Here is a 22273-nt window from a genome sequence, read left to right on the forward strand (position 1 = left end):
GGACACGTAGGTTGCGGTTCGACGCCGTAGGGGTAGGGCATCACATCGAGGGGCACGCGGCGCGCGCCCTCCGGCGGTGGCGCGATCACCGCAGGGGATAGGCGGGCAGGCTGTCGTCGGTGGCGAAGAAGTCGGTCAGCTTCATCATCGCGCCGAAGAGCACCGGGCTGGAGAACGTCAGGTCGCGCGCCCGGATTCGCCAGCCCGACGGCGGCGCGAGGAACGGCCCCGCGCTGCCGCTCCGGGCGATCTTCGTCAGCGGCCGCATCCGCCGGTCGTAGGCGGCGAGCGCGGCCGGGTGGTCGCCGCCCGCCGCGACCAGCTCGCCGGCCAGGACGTAGGCGCCCACCAGCGCCAGCCCGGTGCCGAACCCGCCGAGCGTGTTGGCGTAGCCCGCGTCCCCGACCAGGGCCACCCGGTCGCGGGTGTAGCCGGTCATGGTCGTGCGCGCGAGCGCGTCGAGGTAGAACTCGGAGGCGCCCAGCGCGGCCTCGAGCACCTCCGGGACGCGCCAGCCGACGTCGCGGAAGTGGTCCGCGAGGAAGCGCTTCTGGGAGTCGACGTCGCGCCGGTCGTAGTCGGCGCTCGCGGCGCGGAAGACGAAGAGCTGGGGCGCCTTCGACCCGCCGAGCGCGACGTAGCGACCCGGCTCGTTGTAGCCGTAGGCGACGGCCCGGCCGTCGGGCAGCTCGGTGACGAGGTCGTGGGTCGGCACGGCCGCGTCGGCGACGGCGTAGTAGTGGCCGAGGCCCTGAACGTGCTCCTCCTCCGGCCCGAACGCCAGCGCCCGCACCGCGGAATGGATGCCGTCGGCGCCGACGACGAGGTCGAACCGCTCGCTCGGGCGCCGGGCGAAGCTGACGTCGACCCCGTCGGTGGTCGGGCGCAGGGCGACTATCTCGTCGTCGAACACGTAGTCGGCGTCGGCGGCGCTGTGCGCATGGAGGACAGCGGCCAGGTCGCCGCGCGCGATCTCCACGTCGCCGCCCACGAACTCGCCGGGAATGACGGCCTTGACCCGGCCGGCGCCGTCGACCAGCCGGGTGTCCGTCTTGGCCGTCTGCGCGGCGACGACGTCGTCCCAGATGCCCATCCGGTCCAGCACCATGCGGTGGGTGCGGCCCTTGAAGTCGACAGCCTGCCCGCCCGCCCGCACCGCCGGCGACTTCTCGACGACCGTGACGTCGTAGCCGTTGCGGCCCAGCCACAGCGCCAGCGCCGGGCCGCCGATGCTGGCGCCCGAGATCAGTACCTTCGCGCTCATGATTCCTCCAGAGAGTTAACTGCGTATCAGGGACGCGATTAAAGTAGCGTACGCTGGACGCAGATACAAGGGAGTTCATCGAGACGCGCCGGGAGGCGAGATGGAGCACGCGGACCCCGTCGCGAGCGTCCTGTGGCCGGAGGAAGGCCAGCGCAAACGCGGGCCACGGCCGAAGTTCGCTCTCGACGAGGTGGTCGCCGCCGCGATCGCCGTGGCCGACGCCGAGGGGCTCGACGCCGTGACCATGCAGCGGGTCGCCGACGAGCTGGGCGCGGCGAAGATGGCGCTCTACCGCTACGTGCCCGGCAAGAGCGAGCTGACGGCGCTCATGCTCGACCAGGCGCTGGGCGCGCCGCCGGCGAGCCGCGGGCCGGCCGGCTGGCGGCCTCGGCTGCTGCGCTGGGGGCTGGCCATGCACGAGCGGATGTCGGCCCGCCCCTGGACGCTCGACCTCACTCTCGGACGGCGCACGCCCGGGCCGCACGAGCTCGACTGGTTCGAGCGGGGCGTCGGCGCGCTACAGGCGACGCCACTGCACGGCTCCGAGGCGCTCGACGTGCTCGCGCTCATCTCCAACCACGTCCGCGGCAGCGTCCAGCAGGCGGCCGCGGGCGACGACCCGGAGGCCGTGCTGGCCGACCAGCTCGGGCCGATCCTCGCCGCCCACGCCGACCGGTACCCGCAGACGGCGGCCGCGTTCGCGGCCGCGGGCGAGAGCGGGCAGCGCGACGACGCCCTGCGCTTCGGCCTGGAGCGCATCCTGGACGGCGTCGCCGCCCTGATCGCGGAACGGGCGTAGGTCGCGATGGCCGCCGATCTGCTGGCCGAGGCGCTGGCGGCCTTCGGGGCCGTCCGCACGGGCGCACCCCAGCTGACGGTCAAAACGGCCCGCCGTGGCGCGGTTGAAACTCGTGTCCCCGCTGGGCCGATCCAGCAGCGATACTTAACCGGTGACTACGTCCAGCGAGACCCCTGCGGTGGCAGGAGCAGAGATCCCGGTAGAGCGTCTCTTCCGGGTCCCATACGGCAAGGTCCTGCACGGCAAGGACTGCCAGCACCTGTCCGCGGATCGCCTGGCTTCTCTTCAGCCCGCGACCGAGCTCGACAGGCAGAAGTTCAAGGTGTGCAAGACCTGCCTCGTGGCCCTTTCCACGGCCAGCCACGACGACTTCGACTCGTTCGAGGCGGCCCTCGAGGCGCTGCCGATCCCGCAGGTGCACCGGCCCGTCATGCGCGAGATCGCCGAGGGGCTCGACAAGACCCGCATCTGGATCCCGTCGTCCCGCTCGTACGTCGCGGTCTCGCCCGGCCCCGGACAGGAGGCGACAGCCTTCTTCAACAAGGGCTTCGTCGACGTCCAGCAGGCCGGCGGCGGGTACAAGCGCGTCCTGATGGCCGGGTTCTCGGGAACGCAGACCAACACGTTCGCGCACGCGCCCGACGCCGCCCCCGCGAGCTGCCCCGGCTGCTACATGCAGCTTCCCGCAACCGGGCGGTGCGACGCCTGCGACTGAGGTCGCCCGTCCCGACGTCGTCCAACCGGATGCCGTCCGCCCGACCGTGAATGAGCCGGTGGGCTCCCGCAGACAGCTGCGGGAGCCCACCGGCCTCCTTGTGTCCGGGGCTACTCAGTGGCCGCCCGGACCAGCTCCGGCTCGTCCGACGGCGTGGGCGCCGGACGCCGCGGCCCGCGCACCAGCACGTAGACGAACAGCGCGGCCATGACGGCGACCCCCGCCCACATCGCGTTCTGCCAGCCGTCGACGAACGACTCCTGGGCGGCCCGGACCACCGCCTGCGCCTGGGGGCCGGTGTCGGTCGCGGCGTCGAGCGCGTTGGCGACGCCCTGCCGCGCGGCGTCGGCGGCGCCGTCGGGAACGCCATCGAGCCGCGAATCGATGGCGCTGCGGTAGCCGGACGACAGGAGCGCGCCGAGCAGTGCGACGCCGAGCGCGGTGCCGAATTCGCGGGTGACGTCGTTGAGCGCGGACGCGACGCCCTGGCGCGCCTGCGGGAGGGCGCCGGTGATGGCCTCGGTGGACGGCGTCATCGACAGGCCCATGCCGAGACCCATGGCGAGCATGCCGGGCAGGACGGACGGGTAGCCGCCGTCGACCGAGACGACCGACGCCATGAGCGCCAGACCCGCGCCCGCCAGGAGGATGCCGGTGGCCATGGTCGCGCGGGGGCCGACGCGCTGGGACAGCCGCGGGGCGAGGCCGGACGCCACCATCATCAGCACGGCCATGGGCATCAGCGCGACCGTGGACAGCAGTCCCGACCAGCCGAGGACGGCCTGGAAGAACGGGAAGAGGACCACGAAGATGCCCGCCTGCACCCCGAACACCACCAGCAGCGTGACCGAGCCGCCGGCCAGCGAGCGCTCGCCGAACAGACGCACGTCCAGGAGCGCGCCGTCCCGGCGGCGCAGCTCCCACACCACGAAACCGACGGCGGCGGCGAGCCCGACGGCCAGGCTGACCAGGGTCGGCGGGGCGGTCCAGCCCCGTTCGGGCCCCTCCTGGAGGACGAAGATCAGGCCGACAACCGCGACGACCGACGTCAGCGCGCCGACGGTGTCGAAGCCGTGCGGCGACGTCTCGCGGGAGTTGGGCACCGCCCGCAGCGCCATCGCGAGCGCGACGACGACGAGCACGACGGGCAGGACGAACAGCCACCGCCAGGTCACCAGGTCGACCAGGGCGGCCGAGAGGAACATGCCGATGATGCCGCCACCGCCGGCCACGCCGGTCCACACGCCGATCGCCTGACCCCGCTCCTGAGGGGGAAAGGTCGAGGTGATGACGGCGAGGGTGATGGGCATGATCATCGCGGCGCCCACTCCGCCCAGCAGGCGGGCGGCGAGCATCACCTCGGCCGACGGCGCGAGTCCGGCCGCCACGCTCGCGACACCGAACACGGCCAGGCCCGCGACGAGCATCGGCTTGCGGCCGAACCGGTCGCCGACCGCGCCGAGCGGCAGCAGGAGCGCGGCCAGGCTGAGCGTGTAGATGTTGATGATCCACAGGACCGTGCTCTGCGAGGCGTCGAAGGCGACGGCGAGGTCGGGCTGCGCGACGTTGAGCCCGGACACCGAGGCGATGACGGCCATCAGCGCGACGCAGACGGCGATCAGGATGGTGCGGAGCTGGCGGGCGTCGGGCCCGCTCATGCCAGGGCCGCCGTCGTGTCGGCGGTGACCAGGTCCGCGTTGATGTGCGCGCCGGCCAGCGCCCCGGCCGCTGCGGACGCCCCGACCTGGGCTGACGGGTCGGTGGCGTTGCCGGCCACCCACACGCCCGGCACCTCGGTCGTCCCGGCCGCGCCGGTCACGAAGTGGCGGCCCATGCCGTGGGGCAGTTCCGCCATCGGCAGCCCGAGGTCCTCCAGCCCGTCGGTCCGCGCCAGCATGGTGGTCGCGACGGCGAGGACGCGCCGGGCCACGAGCTGCCCGTTCGCGAGCCGGACGCCGGCGACGCCGCCGCCGTCGTTCGCCACCACGCGGTCGATGGACGCGTCGACCACGCGGATGCCGCGGGCCGCGAAGCGCGCCCGCGCGTCGTCGTCGAGCTGTGTGCCGCGGGTGAAGTAGACGAGGTCGTCGGTGAGCTGGCGGAACAGCAGCGCGTGGTGGACGGACGCCGGGCCGACAGCGACGATGCCGATCGGCTCGTCGCGGACCTCCCACCCGTGGCAGTACGGGCAGTGCACCACGCTGCGACCCCAGTGGTCGGCCAGGCCGGGGACGTCGGGCAGGACGTCGCGCAGGCCGGTCGCGACGAGGATCCGGCGGGCGTGGAGGGTGGCGCCGTCGGCCAGGGTGACGGTGAAGTGCGGGTCGCCGTCGGCGGACGGGTCCGCCGTGGCGGCCTTGATCACCTCGCCGGACAGCACCGTGCCGCCGTAGCGGCGGACCTCAGCGCGGCCCCGCTCCAGCAGCTCGGCCGGGGGAGTGCCGTCCAGGCCGAGCAGCCCGTGCACGCCCTCGGCAGGCGCGTTGCGCGGGGTGCCGCTGTCGATCACGACCACCGAGCGGCGGGAGCGGGCCAGCATCAGCGCGCCGTTCAGTCCGGCGGCGCCGCCGCCGATCACGACGGCGTCGACGGTCCCGTCCGGCGGTGCGTCGGTGCCTTCGGCGGTGGGCGTGGAGCTGGTTGCAGGCATGTCTCGTTCCCTTTCGTGGCGCGGCCCCGGGTCGTGGGCCGGACGCTCTCGACGCTAACCTCCCCTTGCAATGTGGGCATAGGCTCTTGCTCATGACGCAAGAAACCGGCGAGCTGGACAGCCTCGTACGCAAGCGCATCCGGGCCCTGCGCGTGGCGCAGGGCTGGTCGCTGGAGGAGCTGGCGACCCGCGCCCGGGTCAGCCAGTCCACGCTCAGCCGCATCGAGAACGGCCAGCGGCGGCTGGCTCTGGACCAGCTCGTCACGCTGGCCCGGGCGCTGGACACGTCGCTGGATCAGCTCGTGGAGACCGCGACGGACGACGTCATCTCCAACCCCACGATCGACGCTCAGCGCGGGATGATGCGCTGGCCCATCAAGGCGGAACCGGGCCTGACCGTCGTGCGGCAGCGGATGACCAACCCCGTGCCCGACAACCCCGCGCGCATGCGCGCCCACCCCGGCCGCGAGTGGCTGGTCGTCATCTCCGGCACTGCGACCCTGCTCCTGGGCAACCGGCGCTTCCGCATCGAGACCAACCAGGCGGCCGAGTTCCCCACGATGCTCCCCCACGCCATCGGCGCGGAGGGCGGGCCGTGCGAGATCGTCGGCATCTTCGACCGGGACGCTCGCCGCGGGCACCACCGCGGGGAGGACGCCGGGGAGGTGGGGCGCGCGAAGTCGTGACCCCCGGGGGGCGGGGGAGCGGGTGGGGTCGCGCCCCGACGCGCGCGTCGCGTCACGTCGCGCGCCAGCCCCGTGATTGTGCCCAAAAACCGCCGGTTCTTTGGGCCGAATCGCTGGGCTGCGGCAGGAGCCGCGACCTGACCGGTCGCTAGGCTTCCCGTTCGTGATCGTCACCGAGCTCGACGGGCTGCCAGTGCGGCTCCGCGCACCGCACGACCTGTCGTTCACCGCCCGCTGGGGCACGGTGTTCGCCGTGCTCGACCAGCAGGACTCGGGCAACCTCTGCCTCGGCGTCGACGGCCCGGCGGGCAGGGTGTTCGTCAAGTACGCGGGCGCGCCGACGACGCGGTACGACGGCGCCGTCGAGACGGCGGTCGCAAACCTTCGCCGGTCGGCCGAGGTGTACCGGGCCCTCGCCCACCCGACCCTCGTGACGCTGCGCGATGCCATCGATGTCGGCGCCGGGCATGCCCTCGTCTTCGACTGGACCGACTCGACGCCGCTCGGCAGGCAGTACGAGTTGTCGCACATCGTCCGGTCCATCCCGCTGCCGGCCCGGGCCGGCGCCGTCCAGCAGGTCCTCGACTTCCACGTCCACGCCGCGGCGCGGGGCTGGGTGGCGATCGACCTGTACGACGGTTCGGTGATGCTCGACGCCGACAGCGGGCGCGTCACCCTGTGTGACCTCGACTTCTACGAGCGAGGCCCGGTGGTCAACCGAATGGGGCGCATGTGGGGCTCGACCCGGTTCATGTCGCCCGAGGAGTACCAGGTCGGCGAGCCGATCGACGAGGTCACGAACGTCTTCGCGCTCGGCGCGCTCGCACACACGTTCCTGGGCGACGACGCCACGAAGTCCCGCGAGGCGTGGGCCGGCTCGGACGCGCAGTTCGACGTCGCAGCGCGAGCGATGCGGCCGAACCGGGAGGAGCGGTGGCCGTCGGTCGCGGCACTGGCCGAGGCGTGGCGCTCGGCGGCGCTCGCCCCCGCCGCGCCCGCAACAATGAACCCATGAGCACGCCCCCGCGCCGTCGCCAACGACCCGACCTCTCCACGCTCAGCGAAGACGAGAGGGAGCACTTCGCCGAGCAGCTCCGCGAGCGGGTCTACGTCACGTTCGCCGCGCTCGCCGTCATCCTCACGCTGCTGACCCATGCGCACGGGCTCGGCGCCGGGGCCGCTGCTGCGTCGCTGACCATCACCGCCGTCGGGACGGTCGCGGCCGCCTGGCTCGCGGAGTTCATCGCGCACCTCGCCGCGCACGGCGGGTTTCCGGACCGGGCCAAGGTGCGCGCCATGACGGCGACGAGCCGTGGCGCCCTGCTGACCATCGTCGTCCCGCTGCTCGCCCTGGCGGCTGCGGGCCGCGGGTGGTGGGAGGTGACCGCCGCGCTCCGCGTCGGCGTCGGCGCGCTGATCCTCTCGCTCGTGCTCATCGCGTGGCTCGGCATCCGCCGCACGAAGCTGCCCTGGCTGGCCCGCATCCTGGCGCTGGGCCTGCTCGCGGTGCTCGCCGTCGGCGTGGTCGCGCTGAAGCTGCTCGCCCACGCCTGACGCCCGTCCGACAGCTACTTGTCCGCCGGTGCCGCCGCCCCCTCGACCGCCCGCTCGACCGCGTCGAAGTAGCGCTCGACCATGGCGATGTGGTCGTCGATCACCGAATCGGCCGGCGCTCCGGCGAGCATCCGCGAGACAGTCGCGAGGAACGCCGTGCGGTAGGCGGCCAGCGCCAGCGCGGCGGTCAGGCGCGCGCCCGAATGCGGCTCGGGTTCTCCGGTCGCCTCGGCCAGGCTGCTCGCCAGCACGCCCTCCAGGTCCTGGTACAGCTCGCGGCCCCGGTCGCGCAGCGCGGGCGAGCCCACGATGAGCCGCCAGAACGGGATGAAGCGATCGGCGAAGCCGCCCAGCGGCTGTCCGGTCCTCGCGCGCGCGACCAGCGCGTCGCGCAGGGAGGCCAACGGGGTCTGGTTCTCGGCCCGGTGGGCGATGGCGTCGGTGATGAGCTGCTCGGCCTCCGGTGCGCGGTCGAGCAGCATGTCCTCCTTGCGCGGGAAGTGGTTGAACACCGTCACCTTGGAGACGTCGGCGGCCTCGGCGATCTGGCCGACGGTCACCTGGTCGAACCCGTGCCGGGCGAAGAGCTGGGTGGCGACGTCGGAGATGCGCTGCCGGGTCTGGGCCTTGCGGACGTCGCGGCGGTTGGGCGCTGGCGTGTGACTCACACCACAACTATACCCGACTCATTGTTGTACCGAGTAAAGTGAAATACATGGTTGATATCGAGTACGACGTCATCGTCGCCGGGGCCGGTCCCGTCGGCCTCCTCCTGGCCTGTGAGCTCCGGCTGCACGGCGCCGAAGTGCTCGTCCTGGAGCGCCTGGCCGAACCCGACCCGACGATCAAGGCCGGGTCCATCAACACCCCGACCGCCGAGGCCCTCTACCGCCGCGGCCTCCTGCCGCAGCTCGTAGCCGCGCAGGACCGCAATCTCGAGCAGTTCAAGTCGTTCCTCGCCGGGCAGGCGCCCAGGACCGGGCCGACCAAGGCTCCGCCGAAGTTTGCGGGCCACTTCGCCGGGATCATGCTCTCGGCCGAGAACTTCGACGAGACCGACCCAGCGTTCGCCGGCCGTGGCCCTGCCGGCGACATCGGGATGATCAGCCAGCAGGACATCGAGTCGATCCTGGCGGAGCGGGCCCAGGATCTCGGCGTCACGGTCCGGCGCGGTACGGCACTGACCGGCCTGGCCGACGACGGCGACGCCGTCGTCGCGGAGACCGGCGCCGGCCCGCTGCGCGCGCGCTGGCTCGTCGGCTGCGACGGCGGGCGCAGCACCGTCCGCAAGCTCGCCGGATTCGACTTCCCCGGCACCGATCCGGAGGTGACCGGCCACCAGGCGATCGTGGAGCTGGAGGGCGCCGAGCAGCTCGGCCACGGCTGGACCACCACGCCCACCGGCATCTACGCGCACGGTCCGTTCCCCGGGCGGATCCTGACCGTGGAGCTCGACGGGCCGCCCGCCGACCGCGACGCGCCGATCACGGCGTCGGAGCTCGAGGCGAGCCTGCGCCACGTCTCCGGAACCGACGTCCGGGTCACCGCGGTCCGCACCGCCACCCGTTTCACCGACAACGCCCGCCAGGCCACCGCCTACCGCACGGGCCGGGTCCTGCTGGCCGGCGACGCCGCGCACGTCCACTCCCCGTTCGGCGGCCAGGGCCTGAACCTCGGCATCGGCGACGCGTTCAACCTCGGCTGGAAGCTCGCCGCGACCGTCCAGGGCTGGGCCCCGGACGGTCTGCTCGACACCTACACCGCCGAGCGCCACCCCATCGGCGCCTGGGTGCTGGACTGGACCCGCGCCCAGGTCGCGCTCATGCGTACCGACGCGGCCTCGCGCGCGGCGCGCGCCATCGTGACCGACCTGCTCGCCACCACCGACGGAACCACGCAGGTCGTCAAGCAGATCTCCGGCGTCTGGCAACGCTACGACCTGCCCGGCGACCATGACCTGGTGGGCCGCAGCGCCCCCGACCTGGTGCTCGACGACGGCACCCGGATCGCCGACCACCTCCGCGACGGCCGCGCGCTGCTGCTGGACCTGGCCGGCCGCGCCGACCTCCGCGAGGTGGCGGCCGGCTATCAGGACCGGGCGGCCGTCGTCACGGCGCAGAGCCCCGACGCCGGCGACCTCGCGGGCCTGCTGGTGCGGCCCGACGGCGTCGTGGCCTGGGCCGGGGACGACGCTCCCGGGCTGGCCAAGGCGCTGTCGACTTGGCTGGGCGCGCCGACGGCCTGACCTGCACCGCGCCGTCCGATATCCGCTAGCCGCTCCGCCGCCGCGCGGGTGAGGATCAGGCTGTGACATCCTCCCCGCGCTCCGGCGCACTAGCTTTCTGGTCGGACCTCCCGCGCGACGGCCGCTGGCTCCTGTCCACCGTGGTCGTGCAGTTCTTCGGCCGCGGCCTCACGCTCCCGTTCACGATCATCTACCTGCACGAGGTGCGCGGGTTCTCGCTCGGCCTGTCCGGGACGCTCATGGGGTTGATCGCCGTCGTCGGCATGCTGGTCACCGGCCCCGCCGGAGCCCTGGTCGACCGGTACGGCGCCCGGCGCGTCATGCTCACCGGTCTCGTCTTCGCGGTCGCCGGGTATGTGGTGCTCGCCTTCGCCACGGTCCCGGCGGTCGCCGCGCTGGGGCTCGCCCTGTTCGGCGTGCAGCTCGGCGTCGGCTGGCCGTCGGTCAACGCGCTCGTCGCCACGGTGGTCGACGGCGACCTGCGCCAGCGGTACTACGGCGTGAACTTCGCCCTGCTCAACCTGGGCATCGGCGTGGGCGGCGTCGTCGGCGGGTTCGTGGTCGACGTCGAGCGACCGGGCACGTTCGTCATGGCGTTCCTGGTCAACGCGGCCACGTTCGCGCTCCCCGTCGCCGTGCTCATGGGGCCGCTGCGGCACCTGCACGGGCGGGTCGACCGGCCCGAAGACAGCGGCGTCGCCGAGGGGTACCTCACCATCCTGCGCCGCCCCGAGGTGCTGTGGCTCGCCGGGCTCGGGCTGGTCGCGGCGTTCGTGGGCTACGGGCAGATGGAGGGCGGCTTCCCCGCCTTCGCCCGCCTCGTGGCCGAGGTCTCCACGCGGGCCGTCGGCTTCGCGTTCGTGGTCAACACGGTGGTCATCGTCGCGCTGCAGTTCTGGGTGATGAACCGGGCCAGCGGACGACGCCGCACCCGCGTGCTCGCGCTCATGGCCGTGATCTGGGCGGCCGCCTGGCTGCTGCTCGGCGGCTCGGGACTGGTGCCCGGCGGAACGGCGGCGGTCGTGATCGTCCTGGTGTTCCACGGGCTCTTCGGCCTGGGGGAGACGCTCATGCAGTCCGCCCTGCCCGCCCTGACGAACGACATGGCGCCCGCACACCTGCGCGGCCGGTACAACGCCATCAGCTCCGGCGCGTTCCAGGGCGGCACCATCGCCGGCCCTGTCGTCGCGGGACTGCTGCTGGAGCGCGGCTGGGCCGGCGGCTTCATCGCCGTGATGGTGGTCGGCTGCGCCGGGATCGCCGCGATGGCGTTCGCCGTCGGACGGCGGGTGACGCCGGAGGTCGACGGCGTGCGGCTGGCGACGGCCGCGGCGTTATCTCGCAGCGGCGAAGGAGCGTGACGACGGCCTCGTAGCCGGGGCGGGCCTCGCCCCTCGACCGAGCGGCGACGTCCATGAATGCCGCCACCCCACACGGGGTGGCGGCATTCGTGCGTCCGGGCGGACACGCGCTCTACCCCGCCGAGCAGGGGCCGTCGAAGTAGAGCGTGTGTCCCGGCCGGACAGTGACCGGCGTCTCCCCGAACCTCCCCTTGACAATAAGAATGAGTGCGCTCAAAATTGAGTCAGTTCAGATATGACTGGGCGAGCGAAGATCTCCGGGAGAGCGACATGTCGCAGCAAGGAACCACACAGAGCTACGTGGATGCGCCGACGCGAACGATCGCGGCGAGCGACGCGCGGTTCGCCTACCGCGAGCTGGGCCCGCAGACCGGCCTGCCGCTGGTCCTCCTGACGCACCTGGGGGCGAACCTCGACGGTTGGGACCCGCTCGTCATCGACGGGCTGGCGCAGGACCGCCACGTGATCGCCGTCGACTACCGCGGCGTCGGCGGCTCCACCGGGCACGTCCGGGACTCGATCGGCGAGATGGCGGACGACGTCCTCGCCCTGATCCAGGCGCTCGGCCACGACCGCGTGGACATGTTCGGGCTGGCGATCGGCGGGATGGTCGCCCAGGCCGTCGCCGAGCGGGCGCCGCGGCTGATCGACCGGCTCGTCCTCGCGGCCGCGGGGCCGGCGGGCGGGCCCGGCCTGGACGCGGCGCCCCGCGTCACGATCACCACGGGGCTCCGTGCCGGGCTCACGCTCAACGACCCGAAGACGCTGCTGTTCTTCACCTCCACCGCCGCCGGGAAGCGCGCCGCTCGCGCCTACCTCGCGCGGCTGAAGGAGCGCACCACCGGGCGCGACAAGCCCGTGACCGCGGGGACCTACCGCGCGCAGCTCACCGCGCTGAGCCGCTGGGGCCAGCAGACTCCCGCGGAGCTGTCGTCCGCCGTCGGCGAGGTGTTCATCGTGCACGGCGACAGCGACCGGCTGGTGCCGCCCGCGAACGCCGCCGAGCTGGCCCGGGTGTTTCCCGGCGCGACGGTCACGGTGTATCCGGACTCGGGGCACGGCGCCGTCTTCCAGTACCACCGCGAGTTCGTCGACGCCGCGCGCGACTTCCTCCGCCGCTAGGCCGTCGCGGCCGCCGTCCGCCACGAGAGCAAGCCATCTCAACAAGCCCGCCAGAACACCACCAGACCACGAAGGAAAGCCAACAATGCGTGCGTTCGTCATCACCCAGTACAAGGAGCCGCTGCAGGAGGCGGACGTTCCCGAGCCCGTCGTCGGAGAGCACGACGTGCTGGTCCAGGTCCAGGCCGCCGGGCTCAACGTCGTCGACGAGAAGATCCGGTCGGGCGCCTTCAAGTCGTTCCTGCCGTACGAGCTGCCGCAGGTCATGGGCAGCGACGTCGCCGGGACGGTGATCCGCGTCGGCGCGAAGGTGCGGGACTTCACGCTCGGCGACCAGGTGTACGCCCAGCCTCGCACGGACCGCATCGGGACCTTCGCCGAGCGCATCGCGGTGCACGAGGCCGACCTGGCGCTCAAGCCCGAGACGGTCACGCTCGAGGAGGCGGGCTCGCTACCGATGGTCGCCCTGACCGCGTGGCAGGCGCTCGTCGAGCGGGGCAACGTGCAACCCGGTCAGCGGGTCCTGATCCACGCCGGCGCCGGCGGCGTCGGGAGCATAGCGATCCAGCTCGCCAAGTACCTCGGCGCCACCGTCGCGACCACGGTCAGCGCCGGCAACGCCGACTTCGTCCGGGAGCTCGGCGCCGACAGCGTCGTCGACTACCGCACCCAGGACTTCGAACAGCTCCTGGACGGGTACGACCTGGTGCTGGACAGCGTCGGCGGGGAGAACCTCGAGAAGTCCCTCCGGGTGCTGCGCCCCGGCGGCAAGGCGATCGGGATCGTCGGGCCGCCCGACGCCGCGTTCGCTCGCGAGAAGGGCCTGAACCCGGTACTGCGCCTCGCGATGGCCGCGCTCAGCAGCAAGATCCGCCGGCAGGCGAAGAAGCTCGGGGTGACCTACGAGTTCCTCTTCATGCACGCCAGCGGCGACCAGCTCCGCCAGATCAGCGCCCTCGTCGACAAGGGCGTGCTGCGCCCCGTCGTCGGACGGGTCTTCGACTTCGACCAGACCGTGGAGGCCACGCAGTCGATCGGCAAGGGCGGCATCCGCGGCAAGGCAGTCATCACCAGGGCCTGACCGGCCTTCCTCACCAGCCTTTCTCACCATTCGCAGGACCCGAAGAGCAGAACCGAAACAGGAGAACACCATGAGCACCAGCAGCACCTCCAACGAACCCGTCGTCACCTCGTACGCGCTGGCCCCGGCCCGCACCGTCACCGCGGGCGGCGTCACCTACGCCTACCGGGAGCTGGGCCCGAAGGGCGGGATCCCCGTCGTCTTCTTCGTGCACCTGGCCGCGACCCTGGACAACTGGGACCCCCGGATCGTCGACGCCATCGCTCAGAACCGCCACGTCGTCACCTTCGACAACCGCGGCGTCGGCGCCTCCACGGGCAGCGTCCCCGACGACGTCGAGATGATGGCCGACGACGCCTACACGTTCATCAAGGCCCTCGGCTTCGACACGATCGACGTCTTCGCCTTCTCGCTGGGCGGCATGGTCGCGCAGGACCTCGTGGTCAAGCACCCCGAGCTGGTCCGCAAGCTGGTCCTGACCGGCACCGGGCCCCGGGGCGGCAAGGACATCGACAAGGTCGTGGGCACCACCTACTGGGACATCCTCCGGGCGACGCTGACCCGGTCGGACCCGAAGGAGTTCCTCTTCTTCAACCGCAACGCGACCGGCAAGCCCGCCGCGAAGGCGTTCGTCCAGCGCCTGCAGGAGCGCACCATCGACCGGGACCAGGACATGGCGCTGAAGGGGTTCCGGACCCAGCTCAAGGCGATCGCGAAGTACGGGCGCTCGGCACCCTCCGACCTGTCGAAGGTCACGCAGCCCACCCTGATCGCCAACGGCGACAACGACCGGATGGTGCCCTCGGTCCTGTCCGAGGACCTGCACCGCCGGATCAAGGGCTCGGAGCTGGTCATGTACCCCGACTCCGGGCACGGCGGCATCTTCCAGTACCACGAGAAGTTCGCGCCCCTGGCCGCCGAGTTCCTGGCCGCCTGACCTCCCCCGACTGAACGAACGGACGAAGGCAAGATCATGACTACTGCACGGTCGACGAAGAAGCCGTTCGTCTCATCGATCCCGCTGTGGATGCGCACCGACCAGCCACGGCAGACGGGCATGGACTACTGGAAGGGCCCGCACTCCAAGATCATCTCCGCGACGCCGGGGCTCGAGGAGTACCGCCAGATCCACCTGGCGGAGCACAACCCCGGGCTGTGGCCCGCGACCAGCGGCGTCGAGACCGCCATCCCGGCCGAGCGCCGGATCGACGGGCTCGCCGAGGTCACGTTCCAGTCGGTGCTGTCGCCGCTGCTCGGCCGCAAGCAGACCAGGCTGGCGTACCAGGACGAGATCAACGTCTTCCGGCGGACGCTGCTCTTCGCCGGCCCGCCGAGCTCGGCGCGCTGGTACGACGTCGCCGGGCCCGGCGAGAACGCCGACGCCTGGGCCCTGGTCTACCTCCGGCGACGGGACGGCGTGCGCACCCGCGACTTCCGGCGGCAGGTCAACGAGCTCGCCCGCGCGCTCGCAGGCACGGGCGTGCTGCGGGAGCTGCGGACCCAGGTCTTCATGCCCTGGAACGAGAAGCTCTGGGACACGCCGAACGTCGCCCACGACAACCCCGCCGACCAGCGGTTCCACGCGTCCCTGATCCTGGGCTTCGCGGATCCGGCGGCGCGGGCGGCCTTCTTCGCCGGGCCCGAGGTCCGGAGCCTCGCGGACGAGCTGGCCCCGGTCGTCTCCGCCGTCCACGCCTACGAGGCCACCGACGCGCTGACCTACGTGAAGCACGGCAAGGCGCTCGAGCACTACGAGCGCTGACGCAGTCGGGAGCCGGATGCGCTGCTGGTCAGCGTGGAAGAATGACCCGGCGCGTCCGAGCCCACCCAGCAACCAACCCACCAGCAACCCCCCAAGCAACGGAGGAGGGCAGCCATGCCACTCACCTCGCGGTCGCCGTCCACGTCGCCGGCCGAGCCGCCCAGCAGGCGCGAGCGGAACAAGCAGCAGAAGCTCGAACGCATCGTGGCCGCCGCCACTGAGCTCTTCGCCGAGCGCGGGGTCGACGAGGTCACCACCCAGGAGATCGCCGACAAGGCCGACATCGGCGCGGGGACGCTGTTCCTCTACGCCAAGACCAAGGGCGAGCTCCTGCTGCTCGTGCAGAACTCCACGTACGCCGACGCCCTCGTCGAGGGAAAGCAGGCCGCCGAGGGCGTCACCGACCCGCTCGACGCGGTGATGGCGATCGTCCGCCCGGTCGTGGAGTGCAACCGCAAGCAGGTCGACAACGGGCGGACCTACCTGCGGGAGATGGTGTTCGGCGACCCCGCGGAGCCTCACCACCGCGAGGCCCTCGGCCTGAGCCTGCAGACCGAGGAGGCGATCGCCGCCGTCCTGCAGCGCGACGAGCGCATCACCGCGCAGGACGCCGCGGCGCGGGCACGCATCGTCTCCGCGATCATGTTCGTCAGCATGTCGGTGTCCTTCAACGCGGGCAGCCCGGTCGACGACGTCGTCCGGGAGATCCGCGACCAGGTGCGGATCTTGCTGCCGGACTAGATGACGCCAGAGGCATGGGATGCCGGCCAGCCTGGCTATCGGCGCAGGTAGCGCGCCGCAGCGTCGGGATCGTGCGTCGGGACGATGGCGATCCGACCGTCGAGTGCCGCGAGCCGCCGCAGCGTCCGCATCGCGCCCGCCCGGTCGGCGTCGGTAAGCCGGCCGGGAAAGGACGCCGTGGGCCGGACCTTCTCGACCTGCAGCAGGTGCCAGACGGCGTCGCCCGCCATCAGCGCCCAATCGCCCTCGCCGAGGTGGAGGAGCACGCCGACGCTTCCGGGCGTGTGGCCCGCCATATCGACGAGTACGACGGAGCCGTCGCCAAAGAGGTCGTGGCTCCGTTCGAAGGTGAGCACCGGCGGTCCGTCCAGCTCGTACAGGGTGACGGCCCGGTTCTCGAGCGGACGGCGGACCACCCCGAGCGGAGCGCGCGCTGTGCCCATCGCCCATTCCCACTCGGCGCGGCTGGTGCGGATCGGTATCTGCGGCAGGTCGACCAGGCCCGCGACATGGTCCCAGTGCAGGTGTGTCGGCAGGGCGAAGTCGATGTCCTCTGGCGGGATGCCGAGGTCGTCGAGTGAGCCGGTCACGCTGATCACGTCCGCGGGCGGCGTGACGACGGCGCGCATCGGCTGCGGAAGCTGCGGTAGCACCCGGTCCCGGACGCCGTCGCAGATCGCGGGATCGATCAGGAACGTCGCACTCGGATGCCGCACGAGAAAGCTGGTCATCGAGCTCAGCACCCGGGCCGGCTTCCGGACGCCGCGGACGATCGCGAACGTCGGCACGGGTCTGGCGACCTGGGCGAAGGCGGTCAAGGTCACGGCGGCGGACGGCTCCGGTAGCCCGGCGTCCGGAAGGGAGGACCGGAAGGCCTCATCGGGGCGGTCAGGCCGGATTCCGTCGAGGAGGAGCGCTGCGGCCGCGCCCACCGACCGGGCCACGACGGGCAGTCGTGGCGTGCGGGAGGAGAGGTCGGGAGCATCTGCGGTCGGGGTTGTTCGAGGCATGTGTGCGAGGCTATTTCTTCAGGTCGACCTGAAGGCAAGGAGGGCGCTCGCATGACCGGTCTGCGCATCGGAGAGGTGGCCGCCGTCGTCGGCGTCGATACCCACGTGCTCCGCCACTGGGAGGACGTGGGCGTGCTGGTCCCGCGGCGGTCGACCACCGGACAGCGGGTCTACGACGAGAACGCGGTCGGCCGTGCGCTCGTGATCCGGCGCTGTCAGCGCGCCGGCTTCTCGCTCGCGCAGATCCGAGCGCTGGGCCCGGAGGACAGCGCGTCCAGGCGCGCCGTCGTCGAGGACCACCGGTCCCGCATCGCGGACGAGGTGCGGCAGCTCCGGGCGACCGACCGCTTCCTCGGGCACCTCCTCGCGTGCCGCCACAGCGTGATCAACGACTGCCCGGAATGCTCGGCCTTCGCGGCGGACAGCGGTCCGCGCCCGGGCTCGGGCGGAGCTGCTCGCTGGTGACCGCTGGGTGCCTCGGGCGCGGCTCCGGAATGCCGCCACGCCACGCACGCGTGGCGGCATTCGATGTGCCCGGGTGGCCAGCTGCCCGCTTGCCGCTCGTGGAAGGTCAGTTCGCGAGGCGGAAGATCGGGAACTCCCGGCCCTCCGCCGTCTTCTCGTACTCGGCGAAGCCGCTCGAGAACTCCTTGAAGCGTTCCCACATGGCGTCGCGCTCGTCGCCGGTCAGCTCCTCGACCTTGGCCCGCACGGTCTCGACGGGGTCCCCGGGGACCTCGACGTCGACCTGCTCGGCCCGGCGGAGGCCGTAGACCCAGGCGGGGTTCTTCGGCGAGCCGCCGGCCGAGGCGACGACGTACCGGGCGCCGTCGTCCTGGATCGCGGCCACGGGGGCGATCCGGATGGTGCCGTCCTTCTTGGGCACGTGCACGAGCACGAGCCTCTTGCCGAACTGCATGGGCTCGTTGACCTCGCCGCCGTGGGCGCGGAAGTTGTCGATGATCTGCTGGTTGAAGTCCATGCCGGGGCCAACATCGCGGACGGCGTCCAGCATTCCTCATGCCGGTGCCCAGTCGACTTTCGTTGCCCTTTTCGCCCGACGCCGCCCAGAGTGTGACCTGGCACACGCTCGTGGGCCAGTGGTTGCGCCCCCACGCGGGGCGCTTGCACCCCGGAGGCAAGATTGCACAATCGCATGCCACACCGCCGCGCGCCGATCGCTCTCGTAGCGGTCGGCGCTTTTTTGGCGTCAGCGGTGAGTGTCACCCCTGCGCTCGCGAGCCCGCTGACGCCGACCGGGCCTCGGCCCGCCGTCACCACCGACGTCCCCGACCGGGCGGCGGACAAGATCACGCCCGGCGTGCAGACCCGGCTCGACACCAAGAAGACCGCGGACTTCTGGATCCGGTTCGCTGACACGCCGGACCTGGAGCCGGCCACCGACATCGCCGACTGGGGCGAGCGCGGCCAGTTCGTCTACGACGCCCTGACCAGCACGGCGAAGACGTCGCAGGCGGACGTCGTCGCAGACCTCGAGGCCGCCGGCGTCGACTACGAGTCCTACTGGATCAGCAACGCGATCCTCGTCGAGGACGGTTCGGCGAAGCTGGCGAAGCAGGTCGCCGCCAGCCGCGAGGTGAAGCAGGTCCACGAGCGGTTCGCGGCCCAGCGCATCGAGCCGGTCGAGCGCAAGGCGCCGACGAAGGACGCCCCGCTCGCCACTGAGTGGGGCCTCGACGCCATCGGCGCCCCCGCGGTGTGGGACATGGGGTACACCGGCGACGGCATCACCGTGGCCAGCATCGACTCCGGCGTCGACGTCGAGCACCCGGCCCTGCTGAAGCACTACCGCGGCTACCTGGGCGACGAAGGGCTCAGCAACGACTACAACTGGTTCGACGCCAGCGGCTCCTGTGACGGGGCGCCCTGCGACGGCGACGCCCACGGCACGCACACCATGGGCACCATGGTGGGCGACGACGGCGAGGGCAACCAGGTCGGTGTCGCACCCGATGCCGACTGGATCACGGCCAACGGATGCGCCACCTGCTCCGACGCCGATCTGCTCGCCTCCGGGCAGTGGATCCTCGCGCCGACGCGGACCGACGGGTCCGACCCCGACCCGTCCCAGCGCCCGCAGATCGTGAACAACTCCTGGGGCCAGCAGGCGCCCGGCGCCATCGACGACTTCATGTCCGAGGAGATCGCCGCCTGGGAGGCGGCGGGCATCTTCGGCGCGTGGGCGGCGGGCAACGCGGGCGACGCGGGCTGCCAGTCGACGTCGTCCCCCGGGGCCAACGTCGCGACCTACGCGGCCGGCGCCTTCGGGGAGTCCGGCGACATCGCCGAGTTCTCCTCGCGCGGACCGGGAGCCGACGGCGAGACCAAGCCGAACCTGGCCGCCCCCGGCGAGAACGTGCGGTCTTCAGTACCCGGCGGTGACTACGCCGAGTTCAGCGGCACGTCCATGGCGTCACCGCACCTCGCGGGCGCGGTCGCGCTCCTGTGGAGCGCGGCGCCGGTCCTGGTGGGCGACATCGAGGCCACCAAGCAGCTCCTGGACCAGACCTCCGCCGACGTCGCCGACGACACCTGCGGCGGCACCCCCGCCGACAACAACGTGTGGGGCGAGGGCAAGCTCGACGTGCAGGCGCTGATCAGCAACGCGCCGATCGACGGCTACGGCTTCGTGGCGGGCACCGTCACGGGGCCGGACGGCGAGCCCGTCGCCGGGGTGCGCGTCACCGCCGGCGAGCGCTCCGACACCACCGACGTGGAGGGCGCCTTCCGCCTGGGCCTGGAGGAGGGCTCGTACGAGCTGAGCGCCACCGCCTTCGGGTTCCTGGACGCGACGGCGCACGTCGACGTCGTCGAGGGCGAGACCACGACGCTGGACCTCGCCCTGGAGGCCGCGCCGACCACCACCGTGAGCGGCACCGTCACCGACGGCTCCGGGCACGGCTGGCCGCTCGACGCCAAGGTCACCGTGCAGGGCGCACCGAGCAGCGTCGCGGCGTGGACCGACCCGTTCACGGGGGAGTACTCGTTCGAGCTGCCGCAGTCGGCCACGCACACGCTGGTCGTCGAGCCGGCCGTGACGGGGTACGGGACGCTCACGCAGGACGTCGAGGTCGGCACGGAGCCGGCGTCGGCCGACGTCGCGACGCCCGCGCTCGCCGAGTGCACGGCGCCCGGCTACGCCCTGACCGGGGCGGGCACAGGGGTCGAGGAGTTCGAGTCTGGCGAGGTACCCGACGGCTGGACCGTCGAGGACCTGGCGGGCACCGAGCAGGTCTGGACGTTCGACGACGACTTCGGCGCGGGCAACCAGACCGGCGGCGAGGGCCTGTTCGCCGAGGTGAACAGCGACGCCTACGGCCCGGAGGGGACGCAGGACACGACGCTCACGTCGCCGGCCTTCGACCTGAGCGACGTCGAGGCGCCGCTCCTGACGTTCGACCAGAGCTACATCGCGCTGGGTGACTTCGCCGACATCGACTTCAGCGTCGACGGGGGCGAGACCTGGGAGACCGCGCTGCACCAGAACTCCGACGCCGAGGGGCGCGCGGTCGTCGCCCTCCCGGGCGCCGGCGGTGCGCCCGACGTGCGGGTCCGGTTCCACTACGGCGACGCCGCGTGGGCCATCTACTGGCAGGTCGACAACGTCTCCGTCGGCCAGTGCCTGCCGGTCGACGGCGGCCTCGTGGCCGGGTTCGTCCGGGACCTCAACACCGGTGACGGCGTCAACGGCGCCACGCTGACTGCCGGCAAGCAGAGCACGAAGACGTTCGACCCGGAGAACCCCGCGGTGGGCCGCGGGTACTACTCGCTGTTCTCGCCGAAGGTCGGTGCGCGGCAGATCCGTTATGCGGCCAAGGACTACACGGCCAAGAAGGCAACGGTGAACGTCGTCGCCGACGCCGTCGTCCGGAAGGGCGTGAAGCTCGCGGCCCCGCTGCTGACCGTCACGCCCGAGGACCTGTCGCGGACGGTGCTGCTGGGCGGCAGCAAGTCGGGCACGTTCACCGTGAAGAACGAGGGCACGGCGCCGGCGAACGTGGAGGTGGCCCCGGCATCGTCCGACTTCGAGATCCTCGGGTCGGCAGCCAGCGCCGGCGTCATCAAGGGCGCTACCGGTGACGTGACCGAGGTGAGCACGGCGCCGTCGTCGGGCAAGGCCACTACCGGGAAGGGCACCGCCGCGAAGGGCGACGACCGCCTGGTCCGGAACGGGAAGCCCGGCAAGACGGTGACGCCGTCGGCCCCGCCGTCGCTGCTCGCGGAGGGGACCACCATCACCCACTCCTCGTCGCAGGACATCACGGCCGGCAACTCGGTGGCCTGCGGGGCCGGCCCGACCAAGTGGCTGCGGACCTTCACGCTGGAGGACTTCGACATCGGCGGTGAGTTCGCCGTGACCAACGTGTCCTTCGGTGTCGAGATGGCTCCGGAGGCGACCGACGTCACGGTCAACCTGTACGAGCTCGACGGGGACTTCGTGTACGCGAACATGACCCTGCTCGGCTCGGCAGATGCGACCCTGGAGCCGCAGGAGCTCACTATGGTCGACGTGCCGGTCACCGGCACGGCGTCCGCGGGCAGCACGCTCGTGGTCGAGGTGGTCGGGGAGCCCGGGCTCTTCATCGGGTCCAACGCCGAGCCGGAGACCGCGCCGTCGTACATTGCCTCGGACGACTGCGGCACTCCCGAGCCCACCACCGTCGAGGAGCTCGGCTTCCCCGACATGCACACGGTGCTCAACGTGACCGGCGAGACCACTGTCGACGTGCCGTGGCTGGACGTCCAGCCGCCGTCGTTCACGCTGGCTCCCGGCGCGTCCGCGAAGGTAGCCGTCGACATGGACAGCAGCCGCGTGGACCAGCCGGGTACCTACGCCTCGGCGGTCGTCGCCAACGGCAGCACGCCGTACGACGAGCCGGAGGTGCAGGTGTCGCTGAAGGTGACCCCGCCCGCAAGTTGGGGCAAGATCGCCGGCACCGTCACGGGAGCCACCTGTGACGACGAGACGGTCCCGCTCGAGGGCGCGTTCGTCGTCATCGACGGGTCCGAGTACGACGTCACGCTCGTCACCGGGCCCGACGGCGGCTACGCCCGCTGGATGGGCGTGTCCAACAACCGGTTGATGCTGCTCAGCTCGGCGACGGGGTACCCGCCGGAGATGAAGTCCGCGCGCATCATCAAGGGCCAGACGGTGGTGCACAACTTCGAGCTGAACGAGCACTGCGGCTAGTCCGCAACGCATAGTCCGCTTCGAGAACACTCTCGGGCATGGTTCCGGCACCGGAACCATGCCCGAGAGTG

20 protein-coding genes are annotated in these 22273 nt (G+C 72.1%); 14 read left to right on the plus strand and 6 right to left on the minus strand.

All coding sequences use genetic code 11. The annotated features are described in order from the left end of the window. Positions 1–85 precede the first annotated feature (85 nt). The gene (locus tag ACFT2C_RS23435) at positions 86–1264 is read right to left on the minus strand and encodes an FAD-dependent monooxygenase (RefSeq protein ID WP_377209488.1); all 1179 of its coding nucleotides are present in this window, start codon (positions 1262–1264) and stop codon (positions 86–88) included. Positions 1265–1364: 100 nt separating this feature from the next. On the opposite strand from ACFT2C_RS23435, the gene ACFT2C_RS23440 reads away from it, so the two are divergent. Both ACFT2C_RS23440 and ACFT2C_RS23445 read left to right on the plus strand, forming a co-directional pair. Then, on the plus strand, positions 1365–2063 hold the full coding sequence (locus ACFT2C_RS23440) for a TetR/AcrR family transcriptional regulator (protein WP_377209489.1): 699 nt from the start codon (positions 1365–1367) through the stop codon (positions 2061–2063). A gap of 151 nt (positions 2064–2214) precedes the next feature. Then, positions 2215–2778: a hypothetical protein gene (locus ACFT2C_RS23445; RefSeq protein ID WP_377209490.1), complete on the plus strand. Its 564-nt coding sequence runs from the start codon at positions 2215–2217 to the stop codon at positions 2776–2778. Between the two features lie 110 nt (positions 2779–2888). On the opposite strand, the gene ACFT2C_RS23450 is transcribed toward ACFT2C_RS23445, so the two are convergent. Further along, positions 2889–4436: an MFS transporter gene (locus ACFT2C_RS23450; RefSeq protein ID WP_377209491.1), complete on the minus strand. Its 1548-nt coding sequence runs from the start codon at positions 4434–4436 to the stop codon at positions 2889–2891. Continuing rightward, positions 4433–5428, minus strand: coding sequence for an NAD(P)/FAD-dependent oxidoreductase (locus ACFT2C_RS23455; RefSeq protein WP_377209492.1), 996 nt, complete (start codon positions 5426–5428; stop codon positions 4433–4435). The genes ACFT2C_RS23450 and ACFT2C_RS23455 overlap by 4 nt, the downstream gene beginning before the upstream one ends. Positions 5429–5520: 92 nt before the next feature. Between ACFT2C_RS23455 and ACFT2C_RS23460 the strand changes: the two genes are divergently transcribed. The 3 genes from ACFT2C_RS23460 (at position 5521) to ACFT2C_RS23470 (ending at position 7668) form a co-directional block, all read left to right on the plus strand. Beyond that, positions 5521–6114 carry a helix-turn-helix domain-containing protein gene (locus ACFT2C_RS23460; RefSeq protein ID WP_377209493.1) on the plus strand — a complete coding sequence of 198 codons (594 nt, stop codon included), beginning with the start codon at positions 5521–5523 and terminating at the stop codon, positions 6112–6114. Positions 6115–6277: 163 nt separating this feature from the next. Beyond that, positions 6278–7129: a hypothetical protein gene (locus ACFT2C_RS23465; RefSeq protein WP_377209494.1), complete on the plus strand. Its 852-nt coding sequence runs from the start codon at positions 6278–6280 to the stop codon at positions 7127–7129. Further along, positions 7126–7668 (plus strand): hypothetical protein, encoded by a 543-nt coding sequence (locus ACFT2C_RS23470; RefSeq protein WP_377209495.1) that lies wholly within the window; start codon positions 7126–7128, stop codon positions 7666–7668. Before ACFT2C_RS23465 ends, ACFT2C_RS23470 begins: the two co-directional genes overlap by 4 nt. 14 nt (positions 7669–7682) lie before the next feature. Here ACFT2C_RS23470 and ACFT2C_RS23475 read toward each other — a convergent pair whose 3' ends face one another. Continuing rightward, entirely contained in the window at positions 7683–8336 is a 654-nt protein-coding gene (locus tag ACFT2C_RS23475) for a TetR/AcrR family transcriptional regulator (protein ID WP_377209496.1), read from the minus strand. Positions 8337–8383: 47 nt separating this feature from the next. Between ACFT2C_RS23475 and ACFT2C_RS23480 the strand changes: the two genes are divergently transcribed. From ACFT2C_RS23480 to ACFT2C_RS23510, 7 genes are all read left to right on the plus strand, one after another. After that, positions 8384–9913, plus strand: coding sequence for an FAD-dependent monooxygenase (locus ACFT2C_RS23480; RefSeq protein ID WP_377209497.1), 1530 nt, complete (start codon positions 8384–8386; stop codon positions 9911–9913). Between the two features lie 62 nt (positions 9914–9975). Beyond that, positions 9976–11274 carry an MFS transporter gene (locus ACFT2C_RS23485; RefSeq protein ID WP_377209498.1) on the plus strand — a complete coding sequence of 433 codons (1299 nt, stop codon included), beginning with the start codon at positions 9976–9978 and terminating at the stop codon, positions 11272–11274. A 270-nt stretch (positions 11275–11544) separates the two neighbouring features. Then, a complete protein-coding gene (locus ACFT2C_RS23490) occupies positions 11545–12396 on the plus strand; it encodes an alpha/beta fold hydrolase (protein ID WP_377209499.1) in 852 nt (283 codons plus the stop codon). An 85-nt stretch (positions 12397–12481) separates the two neighbouring features. Next, positions 12482–13477: an NADP-dependent oxidoreductase gene (locus ACFT2C_RS23495; protein ID WP_377209500.1), complete on the plus strand. Its 996-nt coding sequence runs from the start codon at positions 12482–12484 to the stop codon at positions 13475–13477. A 70-nt stretch (positions 13478–13547) separates the two neighbouring features. After that, positions 13548–14414 carry an alpha/beta fold hydrolase gene (locus ACFT2C_RS23500; protein ID WP_377209501.1) on the plus strand — a complete coding sequence of 289 codons (867 nt, stop codon included), beginning with the start codon at positions 13548–13550 and terminating at the stop codon, positions 14412–14414. Between the two features lie 36 nt (positions 14415–14450). Continuing rightward, positions 14451–15239, plus strand: coding sequence for a strictosidine synthase (locus ACFT2C_RS23505; RefSeq protein WP_377209502.1), 789 nt, complete (start codon positions 14451–14453; stop codon positions 15237–15239). 114 nt (positions 15240–15353) lie between these two features. After that, positions 15354–15980: a TetR/AcrR family transcriptional regulator gene (locus ACFT2C_RS23510; protein WP_377209503.1), complete on the plus strand. Its 627-nt coding sequence runs from the start codon at positions 15354–15356 to the stop codon at positions 15978–15980. Positions 15981–16015: 35 nt separating this feature from the next. Here the strand turns inward: ACFT2C_RS23510 and ACFT2C_RS23515 are convergent, their stop codons facing one another. Continuing rightward, a complete protein-coding gene (locus ACFT2C_RS23515; RefSeq protein ID WP_377209504.1) occupies positions 16016–16990 on the minus strand; it encodes an MBL fold metallo-hydrolase in 975 nt (324 codons plus the stop codon). A gap of 51 nt (positions 16991–17041) precedes the next feature. Between ACFT2C_RS23515 and ACFT2C_RS23520 the strand changes: the two genes are divergently transcribed. Next, positions 17042–17455, plus strand: coding sequence for a MerR family transcriptional regulator (locus ACFT2C_RS23520; RefSeq protein WP_377209505.1), 414 nt, complete (start codon positions 17042–17044; stop codon positions 17453–17455). Positions 17456–17561: 106 nt separating this feature from the next. On the opposite strand, the gene ACFT2C_RS23525 is transcribed toward ACFT2C_RS23520, so the two are convergent. Continuing rightward, positions 17562–17972, minus strand: a complete 411-nt coding sequence (locus ACFT2C_RS23525; RefSeq protein WP_377209506.1) for a nitroreductase/quinone reductase family protein — start codon at positions 17970–17972, stop codon at positions 17562–17564. A gap of 234 nt (positions 17973–18206) precedes the next feature. On the opposite strand from ACFT2C_RS23525, the gene ACFT2C_RS23530 reads away from it, so the two are divergent. After that, positions 18207–22202 carry a S8 family serine peptidase gene (locus tag ACFT2C_RS23530; protein ID WP_377209507.1) on the plus strand — a complete coding sequence of 1332 codons (3996 nt, stop codon included), beginning with the start codon at positions 18207–18209 and terminating at the stop codon, positions 22200–22202. Positions 22203–22273: the final 71 nt, after the last annotated feature.

Origin of the sequence: Promicromonospora sp. NPDC057138, assembly GCF_042670845.1 — a bacterium.
GTDB lineage: Bacteria > Actinomycetota > Actinomycetes > Actinomycetales > Cellulomonadaceae > Promicromonospora.